Annotated in this window: 13 protein-coding genes; 5 read left to right on the top strand and 8 right to left on the bottom strand. The window is 67.0% G+C overall.

What is annotated here, in order from left to right:
- Positions 1–6 precede the first annotated feature (6 nt).
- Together upp and QX128_RS02245 are read right to left on the bottom strand one after the other, a co-directional pair.
- Positions 7–642 carry a uracil phosphoribosyltransferase gene (gene upp / locus QX128_RS02250; RefSeq protein ID WP_315800151.1) on the bottom strand — a complete coding sequence of 212 codons (636 nt, stop codon included), beginning with the start codon at positions 640–642 and terminating at the stop codon, positions 7–9.
- Between the two features lie 53 nt (positions 643–695).
- The gene (locus QX128_RS02245) at positions 696–2,423 is read right to left on the bottom strand and encodes a cation:proton antiporter (RefSeq protein WP_315800150.1); all 1,728 of its coding nucleotides are present in this window, start codon (positions 2,421–2,423) and stop codon (positions 696–698) included.
- A gap of 25 nt (positions 2,424–2,448) precedes the next feature.
- Between QX128_RS02245 and QX128_RS02240 the strand changes: the two genes are divergently transcribed.
- Positions 2,449–3,003 (top strand): DUF3124 domain-containing protein, encoded by a 555-nt coding sequence (locus tag QX128_RS02240; RefSeq protein WP_315800149.1) that lies wholly within the window; start codon positions 2,449–2,451, stop codon positions 3,001–3,003.
- 12 nt (positions 3,004–3,015) lie between these two features.
- Here QX128_RS02240 and QX128_RS02235 read toward each other — a convergent pair whose 3' ends face one another.
- Complete coding sequence (locus tag QX128_RS02235; protein WP_315800148.1) at positions 3,016–5,166, bottom strand: PAS domain-containing methyl-accepting chemotaxis protein; 2,151 nt, start codon at positions 5,164–5,166, stop codon at positions 3,016–3,018.
- Positions 5,167–6,043: 877 nt separating this feature from the next.
- Between QX128_RS02235 and QX128_RS02230 the strand changes: the two genes are divergently transcribed.
- Both QX128_RS02230 and QX128_RS02225 read left to right on the top strand, forming a co-directional pair.
- The gene (locus QX128_RS02230) at positions 6,044–7,279 is read left to right on the top strand and encodes a LysM peptidoglycan-binding domain-containing protein (RefSeq protein ID WP_316236575.1); all 1,236 of its coding nucleotides are present in this window, start codon (positions 6,044–6,046) and stop codon (positions 7,277–7,279) included.
- 104 nt (positions 7,280–7,383) lie between these two features.
- Complete coding sequence (locus tag QX128_RS02225; RefSeq protein WP_316236574.1) at positions 7,384–8,547, top strand: trans-sulfuration enzyme family protein; 1,164 nt, start codon at positions 7,384–7,386, stop codon at positions 8,545–8,547.
- A 132-nt stretch (positions 8,548–8,679) separates the two neighbouring features.
- On the opposite strand, the gene QX128_RS02220 is transcribed toward QX128_RS02225, so the two are convergent.
- Positions 8,680–10,044, bottom strand: a complete 1,365-nt coding sequence (locus QX128_RS02220) for a M23 family metallopeptidase (protein WP_316178936.1) — start codon at positions 10,042–10,044, stop codon at positions 8,680–8,682.
- A 105-nt stretch (positions 10,045–10,149) separates the two neighbouring features.
- Positions 10,150–10,836 carry a peroxiredoxin gene (locus QX128_RS02215; protein WP_316236573.1) on the bottom strand — a complete coding sequence of 229 codons (687 nt, stop codon included), beginning with the start codon at positions 10,834–10,836 and terminating at the stop codon, positions 10,150–10,152.
- Positions 10,837–11,352: 516 nt separating this feature from the next.
- Here QX128_RS02215 and QX128_RS02210 point away from each other — a divergent pair.
- The gene (locus QX128_RS02210; protein WP_316236572.1) at positions 11,353–15,051 is read left to right on the top strand and encodes a DUF3971 domain-containing protein; all 3,699 of its coding nucleotides are present in this window, start codon (positions 11,353–11,355) and stop codon (positions 15,049–15,051) included.
- 50 nt (positions 15,052–15,101) lie between these two features.
- On the opposite strand, the gene QX128_RS02205 is transcribed toward QX128_RS02210, so the two are convergent.
- The 3 genes from QX128_RS02205 to tyrS all read right to left on the bottom strand — a co-directional run bounded on the left by QX128_RS02205 (position 15,102) and on the right by tyrS (position 19,511).
- A complete protein-coding gene (locus QX128_RS02205; RefSeq protein WP_316236571.1) occupies positions 15,102–16,799 on the bottom strand; it encodes a methyl-accepting chemotaxis protein in 1,698 nt (565 codons plus the stop codon).
- 143 nt (positions 16,800–16,942) lie between these two features.
- Positions 16,943–18,202, bottom strand: coding sequence for an MFS transporter (locus QX128_RS02200; protein WP_316236570.1), 1,260 nt, complete (start codon positions 18,200–18,202; stop codon positions 16,943–16,945).
- Positions 18,203–18,257: 55 nt separating this feature from the next.
- A complete protein-coding gene (gene tyrS, locus QX128_RS02195) occupies positions 18,258–19,511 on the bottom strand; it encodes a tyrosine--tRNA ligase (RefSeq protein ID WP_316236569.1) in 1,254 nt (417 codons plus the stop codon).
- 194 nt (positions 19,512–19,705) lie between these two features.
- On the opposite strand from tyrS, the gene QX128_RS02190 reads away from it, so the two are divergent.
- Positions 19,706–20,809: an anhydro-N-acetylmuramic acid kinase gene (locus QX128_RS02190; RefSeq protein WP_316236568.1), complete on the top strand. Its 1,104-nt coding sequence runs from the start codon at positions 19,706–19,708 to the stop codon at positions 20,807–20,809.
- Positions 20,810–20,853 lie beyond the last annotated feature (44 nt).

The following is a 20,853-nucleotide window of genomic DNA, read 5'->3' as shown; positions in this document are numbered from 1 at the left end:
TCACGATCACTTCGTGCCGAACATCCGATCGCCGGCATCGCCGAGACCGGGCACGATGTAGGCGTGGTCATTCAGCTTCTCGTCGATCGCTGCGGTCCAGATCGGGATGTCCGGATGCTCCTTCTCGAACTTGGCGATGCCTTCTGGTGCCGCCAGCAGGCAGACGAAACGGATGTCGCGGGCGCCGCGCGTCTTGAGCAGCTCGGCAGCCGCGCAGGCGGAGTTGCCGGTCGCGAGCATCGGGTCCATCAGGATCACGGTGCGGTCGCTCAGATCCTGGGGCGCCTTGAAGTAGTACTCGACGGCCTGCAGCGTGTTGGGATCGCGGTAGAGCCCGATATGGGCGATGCGCGCGGACGGCATCAGCGCCAGCATGCCGTCGAGGAAGCCGACGCCGGCGCGCAGGATCGGCGCCAGGGTGAGCTTCTTGCCGGCGATCTTCGGCGCCTTCATCGGGGCGATCGGCGTTTCGATGTCGACGAGCTCGAGCGGCAGGTCGCGCGTGACCTCATAGGCCAGCAGCATGCCGATCTCGTTCAACAGCTCGCGGAAGCCCTTGGTCGAGCGGTCACGCTCGCGCATCAAGGAGAGCTTGTGCTGGACCAGCGGGTGATCGACGACGTGAACGCTCGTGTTTGCCATGCTTCAAGTCCAGCGGGATCAGAGATTGTGTCGGAGATGGATACGCGCCTGGCTCATGGCAGCACCTCGCGGCGGTCGGCGAGCATCGCCTCGGCCTGGCTGCGGCGCTCGGAGAGGAGCCCGGCGCTGGCGTCCTGGATCAGGTTGAGCAGCACCTGCGCATCGCTGAGCCGCGGCACGGTCACATAGTCGGCGCCGGCATCGTAGAGGTCGTTGACGTCGGCGAGCAGGTCGGCGGTCGCGACGATCTTGGCCGTTGCATTGATGCTGCGCACGTGGCGCACCAGCTTCTCGTTGTTGGCGCCCTTGAGCAGCGAGTCCGGGATGCTCAGGATGATCAACTCGGCCTGGCCGACCCCCGCGTGAATCAGCGTGTCGACATTGCTGATGTCGCCATAGGTCACCTGGATACCGCGATCGGACAGGGTGCGGAAGACCACCGGGTTGAAATCGACCACGCCGATCTGTTCCAGCAGCGCCGGCTCGTTGCGCTCGATCTCGCTGAGGAGGGCGCTGGCCGTGCGGAAGAAACCGAGGAGAACGATCGGCCGTCCGGCGCCGTGCCCGCCCTCATGGCCGGCCTCGCCGTCCTTGCTCGAATCGAGGTCGCGCAGCCCGAGCCGCTTGAGCAGCGGGATGCTTCGCCGCGCGATCGGGTCAGAGCGGACGATGACGAAGGTCGAGAGCACCGCGAGCAGCACGAAGGCGAAGGACGCCGCGCTCGACGTGCCGTTCTTGAGGTGCCCGGCGGCGGCCCCGGTCTGGATCACGACCAGCGAGAATTCGCTGATCTGGGCGAGGTTGAGTGCCGGCAGCAGGCTGGCGCGCAGGCCCTGCCGCATCATGTAGAGCGGCGTAAAGGTGGTGAGCAGCCGGCTCGCCACCGTGAACAGCGCGATCACCAGCGCCAGTCCGACCACGGACAGCGTCGGGATCGGGATGGTCATGCCGAGCGCGACGAAGAACAGCGTGATGAAGAAATCGCGCAGGGTCGTGACCTTGGCGGTGACGTCGAGCGCATAGGGGAAGGTCGAGAGCGAGACGCCCGCAACCAGTGAGCCCATCTCGCGCGACAGGTGCAGCCTTTCTGCGATCTCGCCGATCAGGAAGCACCAGGCCAGCGCGCCGAGCAGGATCAGCTCGGGGGTGCGCGCGATGCGGTGGAACACCGGCGGCAAGACGTAGCGGCTGAGCAACAGGGCGATCGCGACCAGCGTGCCGGCGCGGGCGAAAGACAGCAGGATCACGCTGACATGGAGGTCGTCGAGGCTCGGCTGCACCGCCAGAAACAGGATCGCGAACACGTCCTGCAGAACCAGCACGCCGAGCGTGATGCGGCCGGGCAGGGTGTCGAGCTCGCGCTTCTCGTACAGCACCTTGACGATGATGACGGTCGAGGACAGCGCGCAGGCGACGCAGAGATAGAGCGCGTCGTAGCTCTCGGCGCCCATCCGCATGCCGATCGCGACGAAGAACAGGATGCCGAGCGCGGCGCCGCCGAGCAGCTGGACCCCGCCGGCAATCAGAATCACCGGGCCGGCGCGGATGATCTTCTTGAGGTCGATCTCGAGCCCGATCATGAACAGCATGAAGATCAGGCCGAGTTCCGAGATCACGGAAATCGACTCCTGGGACTTGACCCAGCCGGTGCCGAAGGGGCCAATGGCGAAGCCCGCGACCAGATAAGCGAGAATCGAGGGCTGGCGCCATCTGTGCGCCGCCAGTCCAAGCACCCACGCAAACAGGATGCAGAGCGTGATGTCGCCGATCAGTTCATGCATGAAGCAACCCCCGAGGCGGCAACTTATGTCGGGCCGCCGCGCAAGGAAACCCGCAATCTGTCACATCCGGACCGGCGCATTCGCGCTGCTGCTCATCGCAGCTGTTGCGGCCGGCGCGGCGCAGGCGGCCGACGACGTGACCACGACTTTCGCGAGCTCGCTGACGCCAGTTCCGGCGCAGCCCGTCACGGTCACGGGCGCCGTCTACGTCCCCGTCTATTCCAGCGTCGCGATGACCCCGGGCCGGGTCCAGGCCGATTTCTCGGTGACGCTGAGCATCCACAACGCCTCCGAGCAGCGGCCTCTGATCGTCCGGCGCATCAACTATTACGACACGGCCGGCACGCTGGTGGAGGCGCATCTGCGCGAGCCCGTCGCCTTGAGGCCGTTCGCGACCGTCGAGATCTTCGTGCCCGTCAAGGACACCCGCGGCGGCACCGGCGCCAATTTCGTCATCGACTGGGCCGCGACCGGTGAGATCGCCGAGCCCGTCGTCGAGGCGCTGATGGTCGGCGGCATCGGCGCCGGCCACTACGCCTTCATCAGTCAGGGTCGCCCGATCCGGCTGACCGGGCGATGAGAGCGGGGCGGCTCAGGCCGCCCGCACGTTGTCGAGGAATCTGTCGACCTCCTGCCGCAGCCGGTCGCTCTCCTGCGACAGCGACTGCGCCGCCGACAGCACGCTTCCCGACGCGGAGCCGGTCTGCGAGGCGCCGCGCTGGACGTCGACGATGTTGGTGTTGACCTCGGTGGTGCCGCGCGACGCCTCCTGGATGTTGCGCGAGATCTCCTGCGTCGCCGCACCCTGCTGCTCGACGGCGGCGGCGATGGTCGAGGAGATTTCCGACAGCCGCTCGATCGTCGTGCTGATCTCCCGGATCGCCGACACCGATTCCTGCGTGGCCGCCTGGATGCCCGAGATCTGCTGGGCGATCTCCCCGGTCGCCTTCGAGGTCTGCTCGGCGAGCGCCTTGACCTCGGACGCAACCACCGCGAAGCCGCGGCCGGCATCGCCGGCGCGCGCCGCCTCGATGGTGGCGTTCAGCGCCAGCAGGTTGGTCTGGCCTGCGATGGTGTTGATCAGCTCGACCACGTCGCCGATCCGCGCGGCCGCCTTCGACAGCTCGTTGACGCGGTCGTTGGTGGTGCGCGCCTGATCGACGGCGCCGTTGGCGATGCGCGCCGATTCCTGGACTTGCCGGCTGATCTCGGTCACCGACGAGGTCAGCTCCTCGGTGGCCGAGGCGACCGACTGCACGTTCGTCGCGGCCTGCTCGGACGCGGCGGCCACGGTGGTGGCGAGCTCCTGCGAGCGCGTCGCGTTCGAGGTCAGCGTGCCGGCGGACGTCTCGAGCTGGGACGAGGCCGAGGACACCGTCTGCACGATGCCGCCGATCGCGCTTTCGAATTCGCTGGCAAGCTTGTTCATTCCGGCCTTGCGCTTGACCTCGGCCGAGTGCTGCACAGCCTTCACTTCCTCGCTGTTGAAGCGGACGATGGCCTGCACGGTCTGCAGGTTGCGCAGCGCCTCGCCGATCTCGTCGTCGCGCTCTACCGGAATGCGGTTGTCGAGCTTGCCCTGGCTGATGTTCTGCATCGCGTCGTTGAGCACCTTGAGCGGCCGCAGCACCGCGCGGATGCTCTGCAGGCTGAACGTGGCGCCGATTCCGATGCCCGCCAGGATCATCACCGAAATGATCGCGAGCACCACCAGATATTGACTCTCGGCCTCCTCGTAGAGCGCCTTGCCTTCCTTCACCTGGATCTCGACGAGCTTGTCGAGCTCGTGCTTGGCGGCCTCGAACAGATCATGCCCCTTGGTGGCGATATGCTGGCTCGCTTCGTCGAACTTGCCCTGCTCGAGCAGAGCCAGGCCTGGCCTGATGCCTTCCTCCAGATAGGCCTTGCGCCTGATCGCGAAGGCATCGGCGACAATCTTCTCCTCCGGGGTCAGGTAGCTCGCCATGTAGTCGGCCCAGACCTTGGTGATCCTGGCGCTGTTTCCGTCCACCAGCGCCCTGATGCCGTCAATCGGCTTTCCGGCCTTGCCGTTCGCCGCCGCGGACTGTTGCGACGACATGTTCTGCAAGGTGCGATCGTTGATCTCGAACAATTGCGCCAGCGGAATCGTGCGATCCTCGTACAGCGACTTCATGGCGACATTGGTGGAGCGGGTCGAAATCAGGCCGGCTGCGCCGATGATCAACATGAACACGCCCAGCACCGCGGCCAAGGTCGTCAGGCGCGCTTTGAGCGTACCCGTGAACAGCGACAGGCGGTCGAACACCGAGCGGCGGCGGATGATGCCCGCGCTGATGGTGTAGTCCTGCGCCTTGTTCTGGTTGAGAAGCCCGTACACCTTCTCGGCCTCGGCGCGCTGCTCAGCCGGCAGCTTGGTGCGGATCGAGGTGTAGCCGGTGATCTCGCCATTCTCGCGGATGGCCGACGCGGTCGCCTGCACCCAGTAGAAGTCACCGTTCTTGCGGCGGTTCTTGACGGCGCCGGCCCACGGCTTTCCTTGCTTCAGCGTGTCCCAGAGGTTGGCGAAAGCCGCCTCCGGCATGTCGGGATGGCGGATGATGTTGTGCGGCTGGCCCATCAGCTCGTCGGGAGTGAAGCCGGCGGCATCGACGAACTGCTCGTTGAAATAGGTCAGCTTGCCCTTCAGATCGGTGCGCGAGACGATGAGCGTCTCGTCGGTGATCGGGTATTCATGGGTCGTGACCGGTAGATTCTTGCGCACGGATATGAACTCCACCTGCCCATTGAATCGGATTCGGAATTTGAACTTCGGACGAACGCGAGAAGGCGGTCCGATCGTTAAATGTTGCGTAAAAGATGGGCACCGTAAGACTACGCGTTGTGCATTGCGATGGTTCGAGAGCCGGATACCGTCTCAAGCAATCAGCAATAGAGCATGCGAAATCCCTCGTGACGCACGGGCGTCCGAGCTTTCGGCAGCGAGCCCTCGAGACGAGGGCGCAGGGAATGCCGGGTGAAGGCCTCACCCATGGCCCGCCTGCGAAAAAAATGCAGGCGGCAGGTACCACAGGCAAAGCCGTAACCGGCATTCCCTGCGCGATGGTTTTAACGATTTATACGCGATCTCCCCGGGGACCGGGCTTTCTTGCCCCCGTCATCCGCACCAGCGCATCTGCACCGGCACGAACTTGGCCTCAGCATCGGGAGGTCAGGACCACGCGACTTCATCGTTCGCGGCCGCCATGCCCGTCGTGCATCGCAGCCCACGTCCACCGCATCCCGCCCCAACGTCCGTGACGACGCGTACGCCCCTCGCAACGAGGCGGGATGCGCGGATCATACACGACTTCTGGAAAAAAGAAATAGGAAAGTTTGTGATTGTCGGGCTCTGCCGCATTCTCGGACATGCTCTGCAACGGGGGCCTGGTTCGACACTGCGGGCTCGCGGCTGATTGGCGCTTTGCCGATGCGCGGGGAAGTCACACCTCGCAAGTTGACTGGGAAGTTGGGCGGCTCGATCGCTGCCCCCAGCCGCGGGGGCAATGGCATTCCGCCCTGTATGATGCTATGTGCAAAGCAAGATTCCCGCTGACGGAGCCGTCGTCTCCGCGCCTCGTTTGCACAGGACGGATCACCGCATGAGCATCGGAAACGGCGGACGATTGATCTGGGGTGGCGGCGCCGTTGCGGCGCTCGCGATCGCGGGCCTGGCCATTGCGTTCGCGCAGGGCTTCGGTCTCGACCTCCCGATCTTCAAGCGTGAGGGGACGTCTGCGAGCCGGACTGGCGCGACCGCGCCGAGCGCTCCGACAGACGGTCCGCCCGCTGCTCCGCAGCGCGCTGCGGCGGCTGAGCCGGGTGCGGCAGACAAGGGCGGCGCGAGCCAAGCCGCGGCAGCGCTCGCCAGCGCGCAGCAACAGGCCAGCGGACTGGCTGCGCTGCTGGCGCCGGTGGCGCCGCCGGCGGCCGAGAGCGATGGGCCGTCGTTCGACGTCGTCAGCGTGGAGCCGTCGGGCGACACCGTCGTTGCCGGCCGTGCGGCGCCCGGCGCCACTGTCGAGTTGCTGCGCAACGGCGAGCCGCATGCGCGAGTGGTGGCCGATCGCTCGGGGCAATTTTCCATGGTGCCGCCGCCGCTGCCCGCCGGGACGTTCGAGTTGACGTTGCGGGCCAAGCAGCCGGACGGCCGCGAGATCTCGTCCAAGCAGAGCGTCGCGGTGGTGGTCGAGGCCGGCAAGCGCCCGGCCACCGTCGCGGTGATCGCGCCGGACCAGCCGACACGCGTGCTGTCGAAGCCGGCCGCATCGGTGCCGCTGGCGGTCGCGGTCGAGGCCGTCGACTTCGAGCCGAACGGCAATCTGCGCGTCGGCGGCCGCGCACGGCCCGGGGCCACCGTCCGGATCTATCTCAACGACCGGCTGGTCGACACCGCGACGGCCGGTGCAGATGGCCGCGTCGCGACGACCATCAAGGATGCCGCCTGGGCCGGCAAGGACCGGCTGCGGCTCGACGAGGTGGATGCCAAGACCGGCGCCGTGCAGGCGCGGGCCGAGGTGCCGTTGAATGTGCCGGAGGCGCTGACCACGGCCTCGCTGCCTGCGGCGGGGGGGCAGGGAAGCGGCGGTGCTCCCGGCGCGCGCACGCAGCTTGCATCGGCGTCGCCGGCCGACCTGAAGGACGTTGCCGCGTCACCCGCGCGCAGCGGCGCGAGGACGATCACCGTGTCACGCGGCGACAGCCTGTGGCACATCAGCCGCCGGCTCCTCGGCGAGGGCACGCGCTACGCAGTCATCTACCGCGCCAATCGCGAGCAGATCCGCCGGCCGGATCTGATCTATCCGGGCCAGGTGTTCGTGCTGCCGGCGAAGCGCTAGCTGCGCAGCACAAAGGATTTTGACTTCTGTACGTGCTTGCACCTGAGCGCGCTGCTCGCGCCGTTGCGCTAAGATGGCCGTCAGCATTGTCTCACGAGGTTTCCATGCACGATCTCACCCGCTGCGTTCAGCACCCCGCCGTGTCGCACGACGGCTTCAAGTCGCTGGCGGTTCCGACCCATCGCGCCTCGACGATCGTCTATGACGAGCCGCAGGACTTTGCGCGGCGCGCCGAGCGTGGTCTCGACGGTTACACTTATGGCCTGCATGGCACGCCGACGACGCGGACCCTGGAGGCGCAGATCAGCGCGCTGCATGGTGGCGAGCGCACCGTGCTGGTCCCGTCTGGACAGGCCGCGGTCGCGATCACGATGCTCGCCGTGCTCAAGCCCGGCGACAAGGTGCTGATCCCCGATCACGTCTATCCGCCGGTGCGTCATCTGTGCGCGAACTATCTCGCCGCGCGCGGGATTTCGCATGAGGTCTACGACCCGCTGATCGGCGGCGGCATCAGCGATCTCATCGATGCCAGCACGAAGCTGATCTGGCTGGAATCGCCGGGCTCGGGAACGATGGAGGTGCAGGACGTTCCGGCCATCGCGCGGGCCGCAAAGGTGCGCGGCGTGCTCACCGGCTGCGACAACACCTGGGCGAGCCCGCTGTTGTTCAAGCCGCTGGCGCATGGCGTCGATTTCGCGGTGGAGGCGCTGACCAAATATGTCGGCGGTCATTCCGACCTGCTGCTCGGCTCGATCACCGTCAAGGACCTGAGCTTGCGCAAGGCGCTCAAGGACGTGCTGGGCGTGCTCGGTATCGGCGTGTCGCCGGATGAGGCGGCGCTGGCGCTGCGCGGCATCGAGACCATGGGAGTCCGCATGGCGCATTCGGGACGCGTCGCGCGTGAGTTTGCCGAGCTGCTGCAACAGTCGCCGGCGGTCGCGCGCGTGCTGCATCCGGCGTTGCCGTCCTGTCCCGGCCACGAAATCTTCGCGCGCGACTTCAAGGCTGCGAGCACGGTGTTCAGCGTCGTCATCAGGCCGGAGTTTACCGCGCGGATCTATCCGGCGCTCGGACATCTCAGTCTGTTCGCCATCGGCGCCTCCTGGGGCGGCACCCACAGCCTGATTGCGCCGATGGATGTCACGGCCGATCGCACGGTGCACGCATGGAATGCCGCGGAGGGATTGGTGCGGCTGAGCATCGGGCTGGAGGAGCCGGGCGATCTGTGGGAGGACCTGTCGCGATTTCTGGAAGCGCTGGTGGCGTGAGGCCGTCGCTGAGCAAGATTGAGCGCCTTGAGGCCGAACCTCTCTCTGCCCGTCATTCCGGGACGCGGGGAGAGAGGCTCAGCAGGCCGTGCATTTCGCTGATTTGGGCCGAGCCCGGCTCAGCAACATCTGCTAACCCGCGCTCAGCCGCACGCCGGCGCGCAGGAATTTCTGCGGGTCGACGGCTTCGCCGTCGATGCGGGTCTCGTAGTGCAGATGCGGGCCGGTCGAACGGCCGGTCGAGCCGACCTCGCCGATGATGTCGCCGATCTTCACCTGCTGGCCGACCTTGACGTTGATTTCGGAGAGATGGCCGTAGCGGGTGGAGAGGCCGTTGCCGTGATCGACCTCGACCATGCGGCCGTAGCCGCCGGCCCAGCCGGCATTCACCACCTTGCCGTTGGCGGTGACGCGGACCGGATCGCCGGTGGCAGCACGGAAGTCGAGGCCGGTGTGCATCGCGGGGCGACCGAGGAATGGATCGGAGCGCACGCCGAAGCCGGAGGTGAACTCGACCTCGCCGATCACCGGCTTGCGATAGGGCACCAGCGACAGCGTGCGGTTCATCTTCTCGACCTGCGCGCGGGTGATGTTGATGCGGTAGAGCTGGCGTTCGAACGGACCGGATTCGGCGCCGAGCTTGACCGGAACGAACGGGCCGCCCATGCCGCCCTTTGGCGCGGCCGCTTCGAGCTGGCCCATGTCCAGGCCGAGATCGGTGATGACGCCGCGCATCCGGCGCAGCTTCGATTCCAGCGTCTCCTCGGCCGAGGACAGCATCGCGACCTGCCGCGCCTCGACCTGGTCGAGCGAGCGCGTCAGCCGCGTCAGCACGTTGTCGACACCGGCGAGCTTGGTCGATGGGTTGGGCTGCGCATTCGCCATCACGGGGCTGCGCGATTCGAGCCGGGCCTCGCGGTCCGGCGGCGCGGTGAAGATCACGGTGTCGCTGATCGGCGACGGTTTTGGCGCGGCTGTCGCCGATGGCGGCTCGATCGCGACCGGCGCACGCGCCGGGGCGCGGATCGAGCCGGTGATGTCGGGCATGCTGCCGAGCGCGGTGGCACGTCCCTCGAGCGCGGTCTGGCGCTTGAGGATCTGGTCGAGCTTCTGGTCGAACTGCTCCTGGTCGAGCAGTTGCCGGCTGGTGGCGCGATCGACCTTGGCGCGCAGCTCGGCGATGCGGTCCTCATAGGCGTATTGCATCTCGGCCTGGCGCGCGATCAGCCGCGTCAACACGTCGTCGCGGAACGCGAAATAGGTCGCAGTCGCCGCCGACCACAGCCCGAGCAGGCTGACGGTGCCGACCACGATCCAGAACACCACCGGGCCGATGCGCACCTGCTTGCCGGCATGCACCAGCGTGTAGTCGCTCTGCGATGCGGCCGCGACCGGCGCCGGATGGCTGGCGGGTGCGCGCCGATGATGGTGGGCGTGCCCGCGGTCATGAGGATGGTGCTGGGGATATTCGGCGTGATGGCCGGAACGATACGACATCGGCACTCCCGCGCCGGCTGGAGATCGTCGTTCCAGCGGCGTCATTTACGGGAGCGATTTGACCCCTGCATGGTTAATTTTCCCCCAACGCTCTCCGGCGCATTCTCAGAGCGCGCGCGCCGCCGCCAGCACCGCGTCGGCGTGGCCGTCGACCTTGACGTTGCGCCACACCTTGGCGACGCGGCCGTCGGCGCCGATCAAGACGGTGCTTCGGATGATGCCGAGAAACTTGCGGCCATAGAGCGACTTCTCGCCCCAGGCGCCGTAGGCCTCCAGCATCTCATGCTTCTCGTCCGAGATCAGGGGCACTCCGAGATCGTGCTTGTCTCGGAAATTGTCCTGCGCCTTGACCGAATCGGCGGAGACGCCGAGCACTGCGGCGCCGGCAGCGGCGAAGTCCTTCGACAGGCGGGTGAAGTCGATCGCCTCCTTGGTGCAGCCGGGCGTATTGGCCTTGGGATAGAAGAACAGCACGAGCTTCTGGCCGCTGTAGTCCGCCAGCGAGACGGTTCCGCCGCCATCGCGCGGCAGCTTGAACGCGGGTGCCTTGGCGCCCTCGGCAAGGCCCGTTCCGCTGGCAGCCGGCGCCGCGGGCTTGGCCTTCGCAGCGGCGGCCTTCGTGGTCGGCGTCTTGGTGGTCGGCGTCTTGGCGGAGGTCGTCTTGGCGGCTTTCGTCACGGCCGGTTTGGCCGTCTTCTTGGTGGCCTTCTTGGCCGCGGTGGCGAGCCGGTTCCCGTCAATCGTCCCGTAGGACGCCGGGTTGGAGGATTTCTTTCGTGATTCCTTCGACATACGCCTTCCTTTCGTCGCTTTCGGCGGCTCAAAAATGAAAGTATCTCGGTTCTTGTCCGGTGTCCCGGGATCGATCTGGCATCCGTGCTTCGCGGCGCGCAGGGGATTGCGCCTCTTGCGATGAAGCGAAGATCATGGCTACCAGCAGGCGTGAGCACCAGCGCAGTTGAGCACAGTGCAATGACGACTCTCGTACCGTCTCCGGATCAGACGTCCCCAACACAAATTTCGTCCGGCGGTGGAGAGGCGCCGGTCCGCTGGCGCGAGCAGGTGGGCAAACCTGACGGCGGCGGGGTATAGTGACGAGGATTCCGCGCGTCGTCCGCGCCGCCGGCGAAGCGCCAGCGGGCGTGTTGACAGCACCCGCCGAAGCGTGACGGGATCATTGGGGCATCGACTCCTGCCGGCAGTGAGCACGCGCGCTGCGTGAACGGGCGGGGCCACACCGGCGACCAATCTGGCCGAGGCCAGATTGGCACGACTATTTCGGACACGAGGGGCCGGCACCGAGAGGCAATGGCAAGACAGACATCACCCCAGCGGCCCCATCTGCAAGCGGACACCCAGGGCCAGCAGTGGGATGAGGCCGACTGGGATGTGGCCGACCAGTATGAGGCTGCCGCCGAGCACGACGAGATGGTCGGGCAGCGCGCCCGGAGCCTGTTGTCGCGGCCCGATTCGGGCGGGAGCACCGGTCGATTCGGCGGGGCGCGCCCGCGTCTGCCGGGCGGCCGCGTGGCCAAGCGGGTCGTCATCACGCTGGCATCGCTCATGCTGCTCGTCGGGCTCGGCTTCGCCGGCCTGTGGCTGCGGCTCGGTGCGGGCCCGATCAGCCTCGACATAGCCACGCCATGGCTCGCGGCGGCGATCGAGGACAATATCGGCCACGGCAACACCGTCGAGGTCGGCGGCACCCAGATCGAGCGCGCCGGCCGGATCAGGATCGCGGTCCGGATCCGCGACATCATCGTGCGCGATCAGGATCACGCCATCGTCGCCAGCGCGCCCAAAGCCGAGGTGCGGCTGTCCGGCGCCGCGCTGCTGATGGGCCAGCTGCGCGCCGAAAGCCTCAAGCTGGTCGACGCCGAGCTCGCGATTCGCATCACGCCGGACGGCACCGTCACGGTGTCGACGGGTGAGACCAACAAGCCGCTGGCGACGGGCGTCGCCTCCAAGCGCGACGCCGGCCTGCCGCCGACATTCCCGCGGCCGGGACAGGCCGCGCCATCGCCTGGTGCACCGGGACCGCAGGCCGGCCCGCAGCCGTCGGCGCCGGCCACTTCGACTTTGCCGGCGACCGCGGCGCCGAACGGCCTGCTCGCCGGCCTGGACTGGCTCGACAGCCTCAGCCTGACCGGGCTCGATGGCCAGAACCTGAACGAGATCGGGTTGAAGAACGGCGTGCTGGTCGTCGACGACCAGCAGCGCGGCAACAAATGGACGTTCGAGAACATCAGCCTCAGCCTGCGCCGGCCGTCCGGCGGCGGCGTGGCGCTGAGCCTCGGCGAAGAGGGCGCCAGGCCGTGGTCGCTGCGCATTCTGGTCGGGCCCCAGGCCAACGGCGTGCGCACGGTGGACATCAAGGCTGACAAGGTTTCCACCAGCAACATCCTGCTGGCGATGCGACTCAAGGATCTCACCTACATGGCGGACCTGCCCATGACCGGCGAGATCAAGGGCGAGCTCGCGCGCGACGGGCTGCCGACCTATCTGCGCGGCAAGATCAACATCGGCGCGGGCAAGATCATCGACACCGATACGCCCGACTATCCGATGGCGATCGATTCCGCCGAGATCAGCATGGAATGGGACGCCGGTCGCCGCGTGCTGGTCGCGCCGTTGAAGGTGATCTCGGGCGCCAACCGCGTCACGCTCAACGCCAATCTCGAGCCGCCGAACGACACCGCAAACGACTGGCGGCTGGGTCTCAACGGCGGCACCATTCTGCTCGGCGCCATCGAAAACGAGCCGCCGCTGATCTTCAACCGCATCTCGATCAACTTCCGCTTCGACACCGAGGGCAAGCGCGTGCTGCTGACGCAGGCCGAGGTGTCCAACGGCGAGATCGGCGTCGCCGGCACCGGCAGCGTCGAATATGCCGGCGAGCCGCGGCTGAAGCTCGGCTTCGCGGCGACGCCGATGCCCGCGCTGGCAATGAAGCGGATCTGGCCGGCGCTGATCGTGCCGGAGGTGCGGGCCTGGATCATCGAGCGCATCGAACGCGGCTCGGTGCAGCGGATCGATGTCGCGGTCAACTCGCCGACGCGCAACCTGCCGCGCAAGGGGCCGCCGATTCCCGACGATGGTCTCGACGTCAACATCGTCGCCACCAATGTCACCGTGCATCCGGTCGACGGCCTGCCGTCGGTGCGCGATGCCGACGTGAAGGCGCATGTCACCGGCCGCACCGCGACGGTGACGATCGGGCAGGGCGTCGCGGATACGCCGGCCGGGCGCAAGCTCAACTTCTCCGACGTCGTGTTCGAAGTGCCGGACATGGCGCCGAAGCCGTCGCCGTCGCGGGTGCGCATGCGCGTCGAGGGCCAGGTCGCCGCGGCCGCCGAGATCCTCGCCTCCGACCGGCTCAACGATCTGTCGTCGATGCCGATCGATCCCAACCAGACCAAGGGAACGTTCCAGGCCAGCGTCAATCTCGCGATGCCGGTCAAGGGCGAGCTGACCAAGGCCGACACCAGCTACGCGGTCACGGCCGATCTCAACGGCTTTGCCGCCGACAAGCTGGTGATGAACCAGAAGCTGGAGGCCAACACGCTCAAGATCGTGGCCAACACCGCCGGCTATCAGGTGAAGGGCGACGTCAAGATCAACGGCCAGCCGGCCACGCTCGACTATCGCAAGCCGACCGAGGGCGACGCCGACATCAAGATGCAGGCGATCCTCGATGATGCCAGCCGCGCCCGGCTCGGCATGGATCTGGGCACCGCGATCACCGGCAACGTGCCGCTCAAGCTCAACGGCAAGATCGCGGGCTCCGCCGATCGTGACAGCCGGCTCGGTGTCGAGGCCGATCTGACCCAGCTCAAGCTCGACAATCTGCTGCCGGGCTGGGTGAAGAATCCGGGCAAGGCGAGCAAGGCCACCTTCAACGTGGTCGCCAAGCAGCAGTCGACCCGCTTCGAGGACATCAACATCGAAGGCGGTGGCGTCTCCATCAAGGGCTCGCTGGAAGTCGACCAGAACGGCGACCTGATGAACGCCAACTTCCCGACTTATTCGCCGTCGGAAGGCGACAAGACGCAGCTCAAGGCCGAGCGCGGCCAGGACGGCGTGCTGAAGCTGTCGATGCGCGGCGACGTGTTCGACGGCCGCGGCTTCCTGAAGTCGGCGATCTCGGGCACCAACAAGGACGCCGACAAGAACAAGGCGCGCTCGAACCTCGACTTCGACGCCGAGGTCAAGCTCGGCGCCGTCGCCGGCTTCAACGGCGAGGCGCTGCGCAGCGTCGACGTCAAGCTCTCCCGGCGCGGCGGCGCCTTCAAGAGCTTCAATTTGACCGGCAAGGTCGGCCGCGATACGCCGGTCACGGCCGACATCCGCGTCGGCCGCGAGGCGCCCAGCTCTGATCCGCGCGCGCGCCGTCAGGGCCGCGAGGTGATCTATCTCGTGACCAACGATGCAGGCGCGCTGCTGCGCTTCGCCGACACCTATTCCAAGATGGCCGGCGGCGAACTGGAGCTGGCGATGGAGCCGCCGACGGCCGATTCCAGCCCCAAGGAAGGCCTGGCGATCGTTCGCAACTTCACCGTCAGGGGTGAGCAGGCGCTGGACCGCGCCGCTTCCGGTGCGGCCCAGGGCGCGTCACAGGGCATCGCCTTCACGATGCTGCGCGCAGAGTTCACGCGGCAGAACGGGCTGCTCTCGATCCGCGACGGCGTGGTCAAGGGGCCGACGCTCGGCCTGACCATCGAGGGCAGCATCGACTACAACGTCAACCAGGTCCGCGCCTCCGGCACGATCGTGCCGCTGTACGGGCTGAACAACATGTTCAACCAGATCCCGATCGTCGGCCTGTTCCTCGGCGGCAGCAATGAGGGTCTGTTCGGCGTGACCTACGAGGTCGTCGGCACGCCGAGCCAGCCTGTGGTGCGCATCAATCCGATCTCCGCCATGCTGCCGGGCGTGACGCGCAAGATCATGGACTTCAACACCGGCAAGCAGCAATACCCCCCGGCGGAGCTGCCGCCGAACAATTGACGCCGCTCTCCGTCGGTGTTCGGCGACACTCGCGACGCGGATCGATGCGGTCAGGCCGCTCTGACGCCAGCAAGGAAGGTGTCGACCTCGCGGGAGAGCTGCTCGGCCTGCTTGGAGAGGTTGCCGGCGGCGATCAGCACGTGGCTCGCGGCGCTGCCGGTCTCGTTGGCCGCGGTCGAGACGCCGCCGATATTGGCGGTGACCTCGCGGGTCGCCTGCGCGGTCTGGGTGACGTTGCGCGCGATCTCCGCGGTCGCCGTTCCCTGTTCCTCGATCGCGGATCCGATCGTGGCCGCGATCGCGGACACTTCCTCGATGGTCAGTGTGATGCCGTCGAGCGCGCCGACCGCTTCCCGCGTTGCGTTCTGGATCTGGGCGATGCGGTCGCCGATCTCCTGCGTGGCCTGTGCGGTCTGGCTGGCCAGGCTCTTCACCTCCGCCGCGACCACCGCAAAGCCGCGCCCGGCTTCGCCGGCGCGCGCGGCCTCGATCGTGGCGTTGAGCGCCAGCAGGTTGGTCTGGCCCGCGATGCTCGAGATCAGCTCGGCCACGTGCTCGATCTGCTTGGCGCCGTCCGCCAGGGCGCGGACGATCCCGTCGGTATGGCGCGCGCTTTCGACGGCGCGTCCGGTGACCTCGGCGGATTGGGCGACCTGACGGCTGATCTCGGTGATCGACGAGGTCAATTCCTCGGCGGCGGTGGCGACCGTCTGGACGCGCGAGCTCGCTTCAGTCGCGGCGGAGCTGACGGCGGTCGCGCGCGCATTGGTGCTCTCGGCGGTGCCGGTCATCGATTTCGCCGTGGCCTCGAGCTCTCCGGCGCCGGACGCCATCAGGGCCACGAGCTGGCCGACGGAGGCATCGAAGCGGTCGGCCATCGCGATCAGCGCGTCGCGCTTGTCCGCTTCGCTGCGCTGCTTGGACGCGGCCTGCTCATGCTCGAGCATGCGGGCGGTGATCGCGGTCTTGCGCAGCACCTCCAGGGTCTCGGCCATGCGGCCGATCTCGTCGCCGCGTTCGGTCTCGGCGACCGGCTGCTCGAGCCGCCCGCCGGCGATGTCCTGCATGCGGTCCTTCAGCCGATGCAGCCCGCCGACCACGTTGTGCGAGATCAGGAAGGACAGGAGGCCAAGCAGCACGAGCAGCGCCGCGCCGATGCCGGCGAGCCGCGTCAGCAGGGCATAGACGTCCGCTTCGATGTCGTCGACATAGAGCCCGTAGCTCATGACGATGTTCCACGGCGCGAAGGCGCGGACGAAGACGACCTTCCGCAGCGGCTCGGTCTGGCCGGGCCGCGGATAGAGGTAGGAGGTCGTGCTGCCTTCGGTTTTCTGCTGCGCGGCCTTGATCTGCGCATCGGCGATCATGACGCCGTTGGCGTCCTTGGTGCCGAGGATCTTGCCCTCCAGTTTCTCGTTGGCAACATTCAGAAGAAGCGCCGAATCGGCCGCGTTGTAGGCGATCGGATATCCCTGGCCGTTGTTGAACGTCATTCGTCGCGCAAGATAGCGGAACTTGTTCTTGGCCTCGTCCACCGACATCTTTCCTGCCGCGACCTCCGTCTGCAGCGTCTCTGCGAGACCGTAGACGAGGTCCACCGCGGTATGCATCTGGGTGATGCGGTCTTCCAGCATCCGCGCGCGGCTGAGCCAGCCGGAGACGGCCACGATCGCGATCACCGTCGCGATCGCAAGGATCACCATGCTTGCGAGCTTGGTACGGAACTTCATGCGGCTGAGCAGTGTCACAGCGTCCTCTTCGTTCTTGTTGCCGAAACAACTATCATCAAGCTGCTTACTAATCATGAACGCGTGGTCGTTGCGCGCCGTCCACTATGTGGACAGGTGGCACTCGGAGCGCGCAAGCACATCGTATTTGGACCGCGCGCCAACTACGTGCGAAGGGCTGGAACGACCAGGAACGGGATCATGCCGATGACGACGCTGACGAGCGCGAGCAGAATGACGGCATCATAGCCGTGGGTGAGATCGTGGATGACGCCGCCGCTCCATGAGCCCAGCGCCGATCCGAGCCCGCTGCCGATCGTGATCGTGCCGTAGATGGTGCCGAGTCGCCTGCCGCGGAAGATCTTCATTGCGGTGGCCGACAACAGCGGCCCGCGCGAGCCGATCATGCTGCCGAAGCAGACGACGAAGCCGGTGAGCAGGAAGATGTTCGGCGCAAATTGCAGCGCCCACAGCATCAGGATTCCTGCGATCGATACGGCGTAGGAGAACAGCACCGACGGCCGCCGCCCGATCAGCCCGTCGAGCGCGGAGACGCCGAGCATGCCGAACAGCAGCACGACGCCGGAGAAGCCCCAGGCGGTGGCGGCCTGCAGCGGCGCAAAGCCCGCATCGATTAGATAGGCGACGACCTGCGGCGCGATCGCATACATGCCGATGGCGGTGAAGAAGAAGGTCGAGAACAGCGCCCAGAAGGCGTGGTGGCGCAGCGCGCGCGACAACGTCCAGGCGTCGTCAGCGAGCTCGTCGCTGATCGGCCTGGTGATGTGAGGCGCGCCGGCGGCGAATAGCCGCCACGGTAGCAGCGCCAGCGGCACCAGCAGAATGAAGGCTGCAGCGCCGAACGCCTGATAGGTGCTGCGCCAGCCGATCGCGTCGATCAGCAGTTGCGAGCCCGGCAGCAGGATCAGCACGCCGGCGCCGGTCGCCGAATAGATCACCGCCATCGCGGTCGGCAGCTTCTTGCCGAACCAGCGGCCGAGCAGGATCGAGTTGGGGACGTTGCCGATCAGCGCGATGCCGATGCCGACGCACAGGCCGATGCTGATCTGGAACTGCCACAGCGCCCGCGCGTGCGCGGCGGCCATGAAGGCTGAACCAAGCAGCAGGAGGCCGAGCGCATAGACGGCGCGGGGTCCGGCGTGGTCGAACAACCGTCCGATCAGCGGCGCGGCGAGGCCGCCGGCGAGCGCCGTCAGCGAATAGATCGAGACCACCTCGGAGCGGTCCCAGCCGAAGCCGTCGGAGATCGGCTTGAGGAAGACGGTAAAGCTTTCTCCCAGCCCGCGGCCGAGCACCGACAGCGCGAAGCACAGGCCCAGCACCACGAACGCCAGGTGCGTTCGTGGTCGAGCTGTCGGGCTTTCCTCGGCTCGCGCAGGCTCTTGCGGCGCGCTGATCGTCATGCCCTCAGGGAGCGCCTTTCGGCGTTCCCTGACAAGCAGGCAAAAGCGAATGCGGCTATGCAGGCTTCACCAGCACATGGCGCTTCTTGCCCAGCGACAGCTTGATCACGCCCTCGCTGGTCAGCTCCGCCTGTGTCAGCGCCATCTTCTCGTCGGTGACCGCGACGTCGTTGACGCGCAGGCCGCCGCCCTTGATCTGCCGCCGCGCCTCGCCATTGGAAGCGACGAGCCCGGCCTTGACGAAGGCGCTGAGCACGCCGAGCCCAGCATCGAGCTCACTCCTGGCGACCTCGACCGTCGGCAGGTTCTCGGCGATCGCGCCTTCCTCGAAGGTGCGGCGCGCGGTCTCGGCCGCGGTGCGCGCCGCTTCTTCGCCGTGCAGCAAGGCGGTCGCCGCATCCGCCAGCGCCTTCTTGGCCTCGTTGATCTCGGCTCCCTGCAGCGAGCCGAGCTTCTCGATCTCGGACAGCGGCAGCGTCGTGAACAGCTTGAGGAACTTGACGACGTCGGCGTCCTCGGTGTTGCGCCAGTACTGCCAGAAATCATACGGGCTGCACTGGTCGGCGTTGAGCCAGATCGCACCCTGCGCGGTCTTTCCCATCTTGGCGCCCGAGGCGGTGGTCAGCAGCGGTGTCGTCAGCGCGAACAGCTGCTCGGTGCCCATGCGGCGGCCGAGCTCGACGCCGTTGACGATGTTGCCCCACTGGTCCGAGCCGCCCATCTGCAGCCGGCAGCCGGTGCGCCGCGCCAGCTCGACGAAGTCGTAGGCCTGGCAGACCATGTAGTTGAACTCGATGAAGCTCATCTCCTGCTCGCGCTCGAGCCGCAGCTTGACCGAGTCCATGGTCAGCATGCGGTTGACCGAGAAGTGCCGGCCGATGTCGCGCAGCATCTCGATCCACTTGAGCTGGGTCAGCCATTCGGCGTTGTCGAGCATGATGGCATCTGTCGCGCCGTCGCCGTAGCGCAGCACCTTGGCGAACACGCCGCGGATCGACGCCTTGTTGGCCTCGATCTCCTCGACCGTGCGCATCGCGCGGGTCTCGTCCTTGCCGGAGGGATCCCCGACCATGGTCGTGCCGCCGCCCATCAGGGTGATTGGCTTGTTCCCGGTCTGCTGCAGCCAGTACAGCATCATCATGGTCAGGAAGTTGCCGATGTGCAGCGAGCGTGCGGTACAGTCGTAGCCGACATAGGCGGTCGCCTGGCCCTTGGCGGCGAGCGCATCCAGGCCCTCGAAATCCGAGCACTGATGGATGAATCCGCGGCTCTGCAGCACGTTCAGGAAATCAGACTTGAAGCCAGTCATTGTCGGCGACTCTGAGCATTTGTTTACGGTATCGACCGCTTGTCGCGGCGGGGTGCGGAAGGGCACATGCCGCGAATACGGGCGTTGTGGCATTATAAGATGCGCCGGGCTTGTACAAGCATGGGCGCGGCCCGGGCGGGACCTCAAATCGGCCGTACTTGGCAAGCAGGGCAGGGTTTTCGGGTTCGACTGCAATGATTCTGACCGCACTTGGCCTCATGAGTGGCACCTCGCTCGACGGGGTGGACGTGGCCCTGATCGAGACCGACGGGCGGCAGATCAAGAGGCTCGGCCCCACGGGCTACCGGGCCTATGGCGCCGCCGAGCGCAGCCTGCTGCGCGAGGCGCTCGCCGATGCGGTGCAGATCGAGCGGCGCGAGGCGCGTCCCGGGCGGGTACGCGATGCCGAGCGCGCCGTGACGGTGGCGCACGCCGAGGCGATCGCCGCGTTCCTGGCGCAGAACCGGCTCAAGCCTGAGGACATCGACATCATCGGCTTCCATGGGCAGACCGTGCTGCACCGCCCGGAACGCCGCCTGACGGTGCAGATCGGCGATGCCGCCGCGCTCGCCAGGTCCGTCCATATCCCGGTGATGCACGATTTCCGCGCCGCCGACGTCGATTTCGGCGGGCAGGGCGCGCCGTTCGTGCCGGTCTATCACCGTGCCTTGGCGCAATCGCTGTCACGCCCCGGGCCGATCGCCGTGGTGAATATCGGCGGCGTCTCCAACATCACCTATATCGATGGCGACGACGTGCTGATCGCCTGCGACACCGGTCCGGGCAATGCGCTGCTCGACGACTTCATGCACCGCACGACCGGCCAGGCGTTCGATCAGGATGGCCGCGTGGCGGAGCAGGGCAGGCCGGACGAGGCCTGGATCACGAGCGCGCTCGACATGCCCTTCTTCGCGCTGCCGCCGCCGAAATCGCTCGACCGCAACGATTTCGCCGCGCTGAAGCTCGGCGATGTGACGCCGGCGGACGGGGCCGCGACCCTGACGGCGTTCACGGCGGCTGCGATCGCCCGCGTCGTTCCGCTGCTGCCGAAGCCGCCGGCGAGCTGGATCGTGTGCGGCGGCGGGGCCCGCAACCATACCATGATGCGGATGCTGCGGGAGCGCGTCGCGCCGGCGAGCGTCGAATCGGCCGATGCGCTGGGCTGGTCGGCTGACGCCATCGAGGCCCAGGCATTCGGCTTCCTGGCGGTGCGCGGCATGAAGGGCCTGCCGCTGAGCTATCCCACCACCACCGGGGTGCCGTTTCCGATGACCGGTGGAGTGATCGCGCGTCCGTGATCCATGCAATTGCATGAATCTTGACAGTTCCATGCGTGTGCATC

It is taken from the genome of Bradyrhizobium sp. SZCCHNR1015, from assembly GCF_032489875.1.
In the GTDB taxonomy this organism is placed as follows: domain Bacteria; phylum Pseudomonadota; class Alphaproteobacteria; order Rhizobiales; family Xanthobacteraceae; genus Bradyrhizobium.
Note: the sequence above shows the minus strand (reverse complement) of the source record. Positions and strands in the feature narration are given on the sequence as shown.

Bases quoted from the DNA above. Each gene is read 5' to 3' on its own strand.
- QX128_RS02240 (WP_315800149.1), top strand. From the start codon at position 2,449: ATGTCGGGCCGCCGCGCAAGGAAACCCGCAATCTGTCACATCCGGACC.
- QX128_RS02225 (WP_316236574.1), top strand. From the start codon at position 7,384: ATGCACGATCTCACCCGCTGCGTTCAGCACCCCGCCGTGTCGCACGAC.
- upp (WP_315800151.1), bottom strand. From the start codon at position 642: ATGGCAAACACGAGCGTTCACGTCGTCGATCACCCGCTGGTCCAGCAC.
- QX128_RS02190 (WP_316236568.1), top strand. From the start codon at position 19,706: ATGATTCTGACCGCACTTGGCCTCATGAGTGGCACCTCGCTCGACGGG.
- QX128_RS02230 (WP_316236575.1), top strand. From the start codon at position 6,044: ATGAGCATCGGAAACGGCGGACGATTGATCTGGGGTGGCGGCGCCGTT.
- QX128_RS02220 (WP_316178936.1), bottom strand. From the start codon at position 10,044: ATGTCGTATCGTTCCGGCCATCACGCCGAATATCCCCAGCACCATCCT.
- tyrS (WP_316236569.1), bottom strand. From the start codon at position 19,511: ATGACTGGCTTCAAGTCTGATTTCCTGAACGTGCTGCAGAGCCGCGGA.
- QX128_RS02215 (WP_316236573.1), bottom strand. From the start codon at position 10,836: ATGTCGAAGGAATCACGAAAGAAATCCTCCAACCCGGCGTCCTACGGG.
- QX128_RS02210 (WP_316236572.1), top strand. From the start codon at position 11,353: ATGGCAAGACAGACATCACCCCAGCGGCCCCATCTGCAAGCGGACACC.
- QX128_RS02200 (WP_316236570.1), bottom strand. From the start codon at position 18,202: ATGACGATCAGCGCGCCGCAAGAGCCTGCGCGAGCCGAGGAAAGCCCG.
- QX128_RS02245 (WP_315800150.1), bottom strand. From the start codon at position 2,423: ATGCATGAACTGATCGGCGACATCACGCTCTGCATCCTGTTTGCGTGG.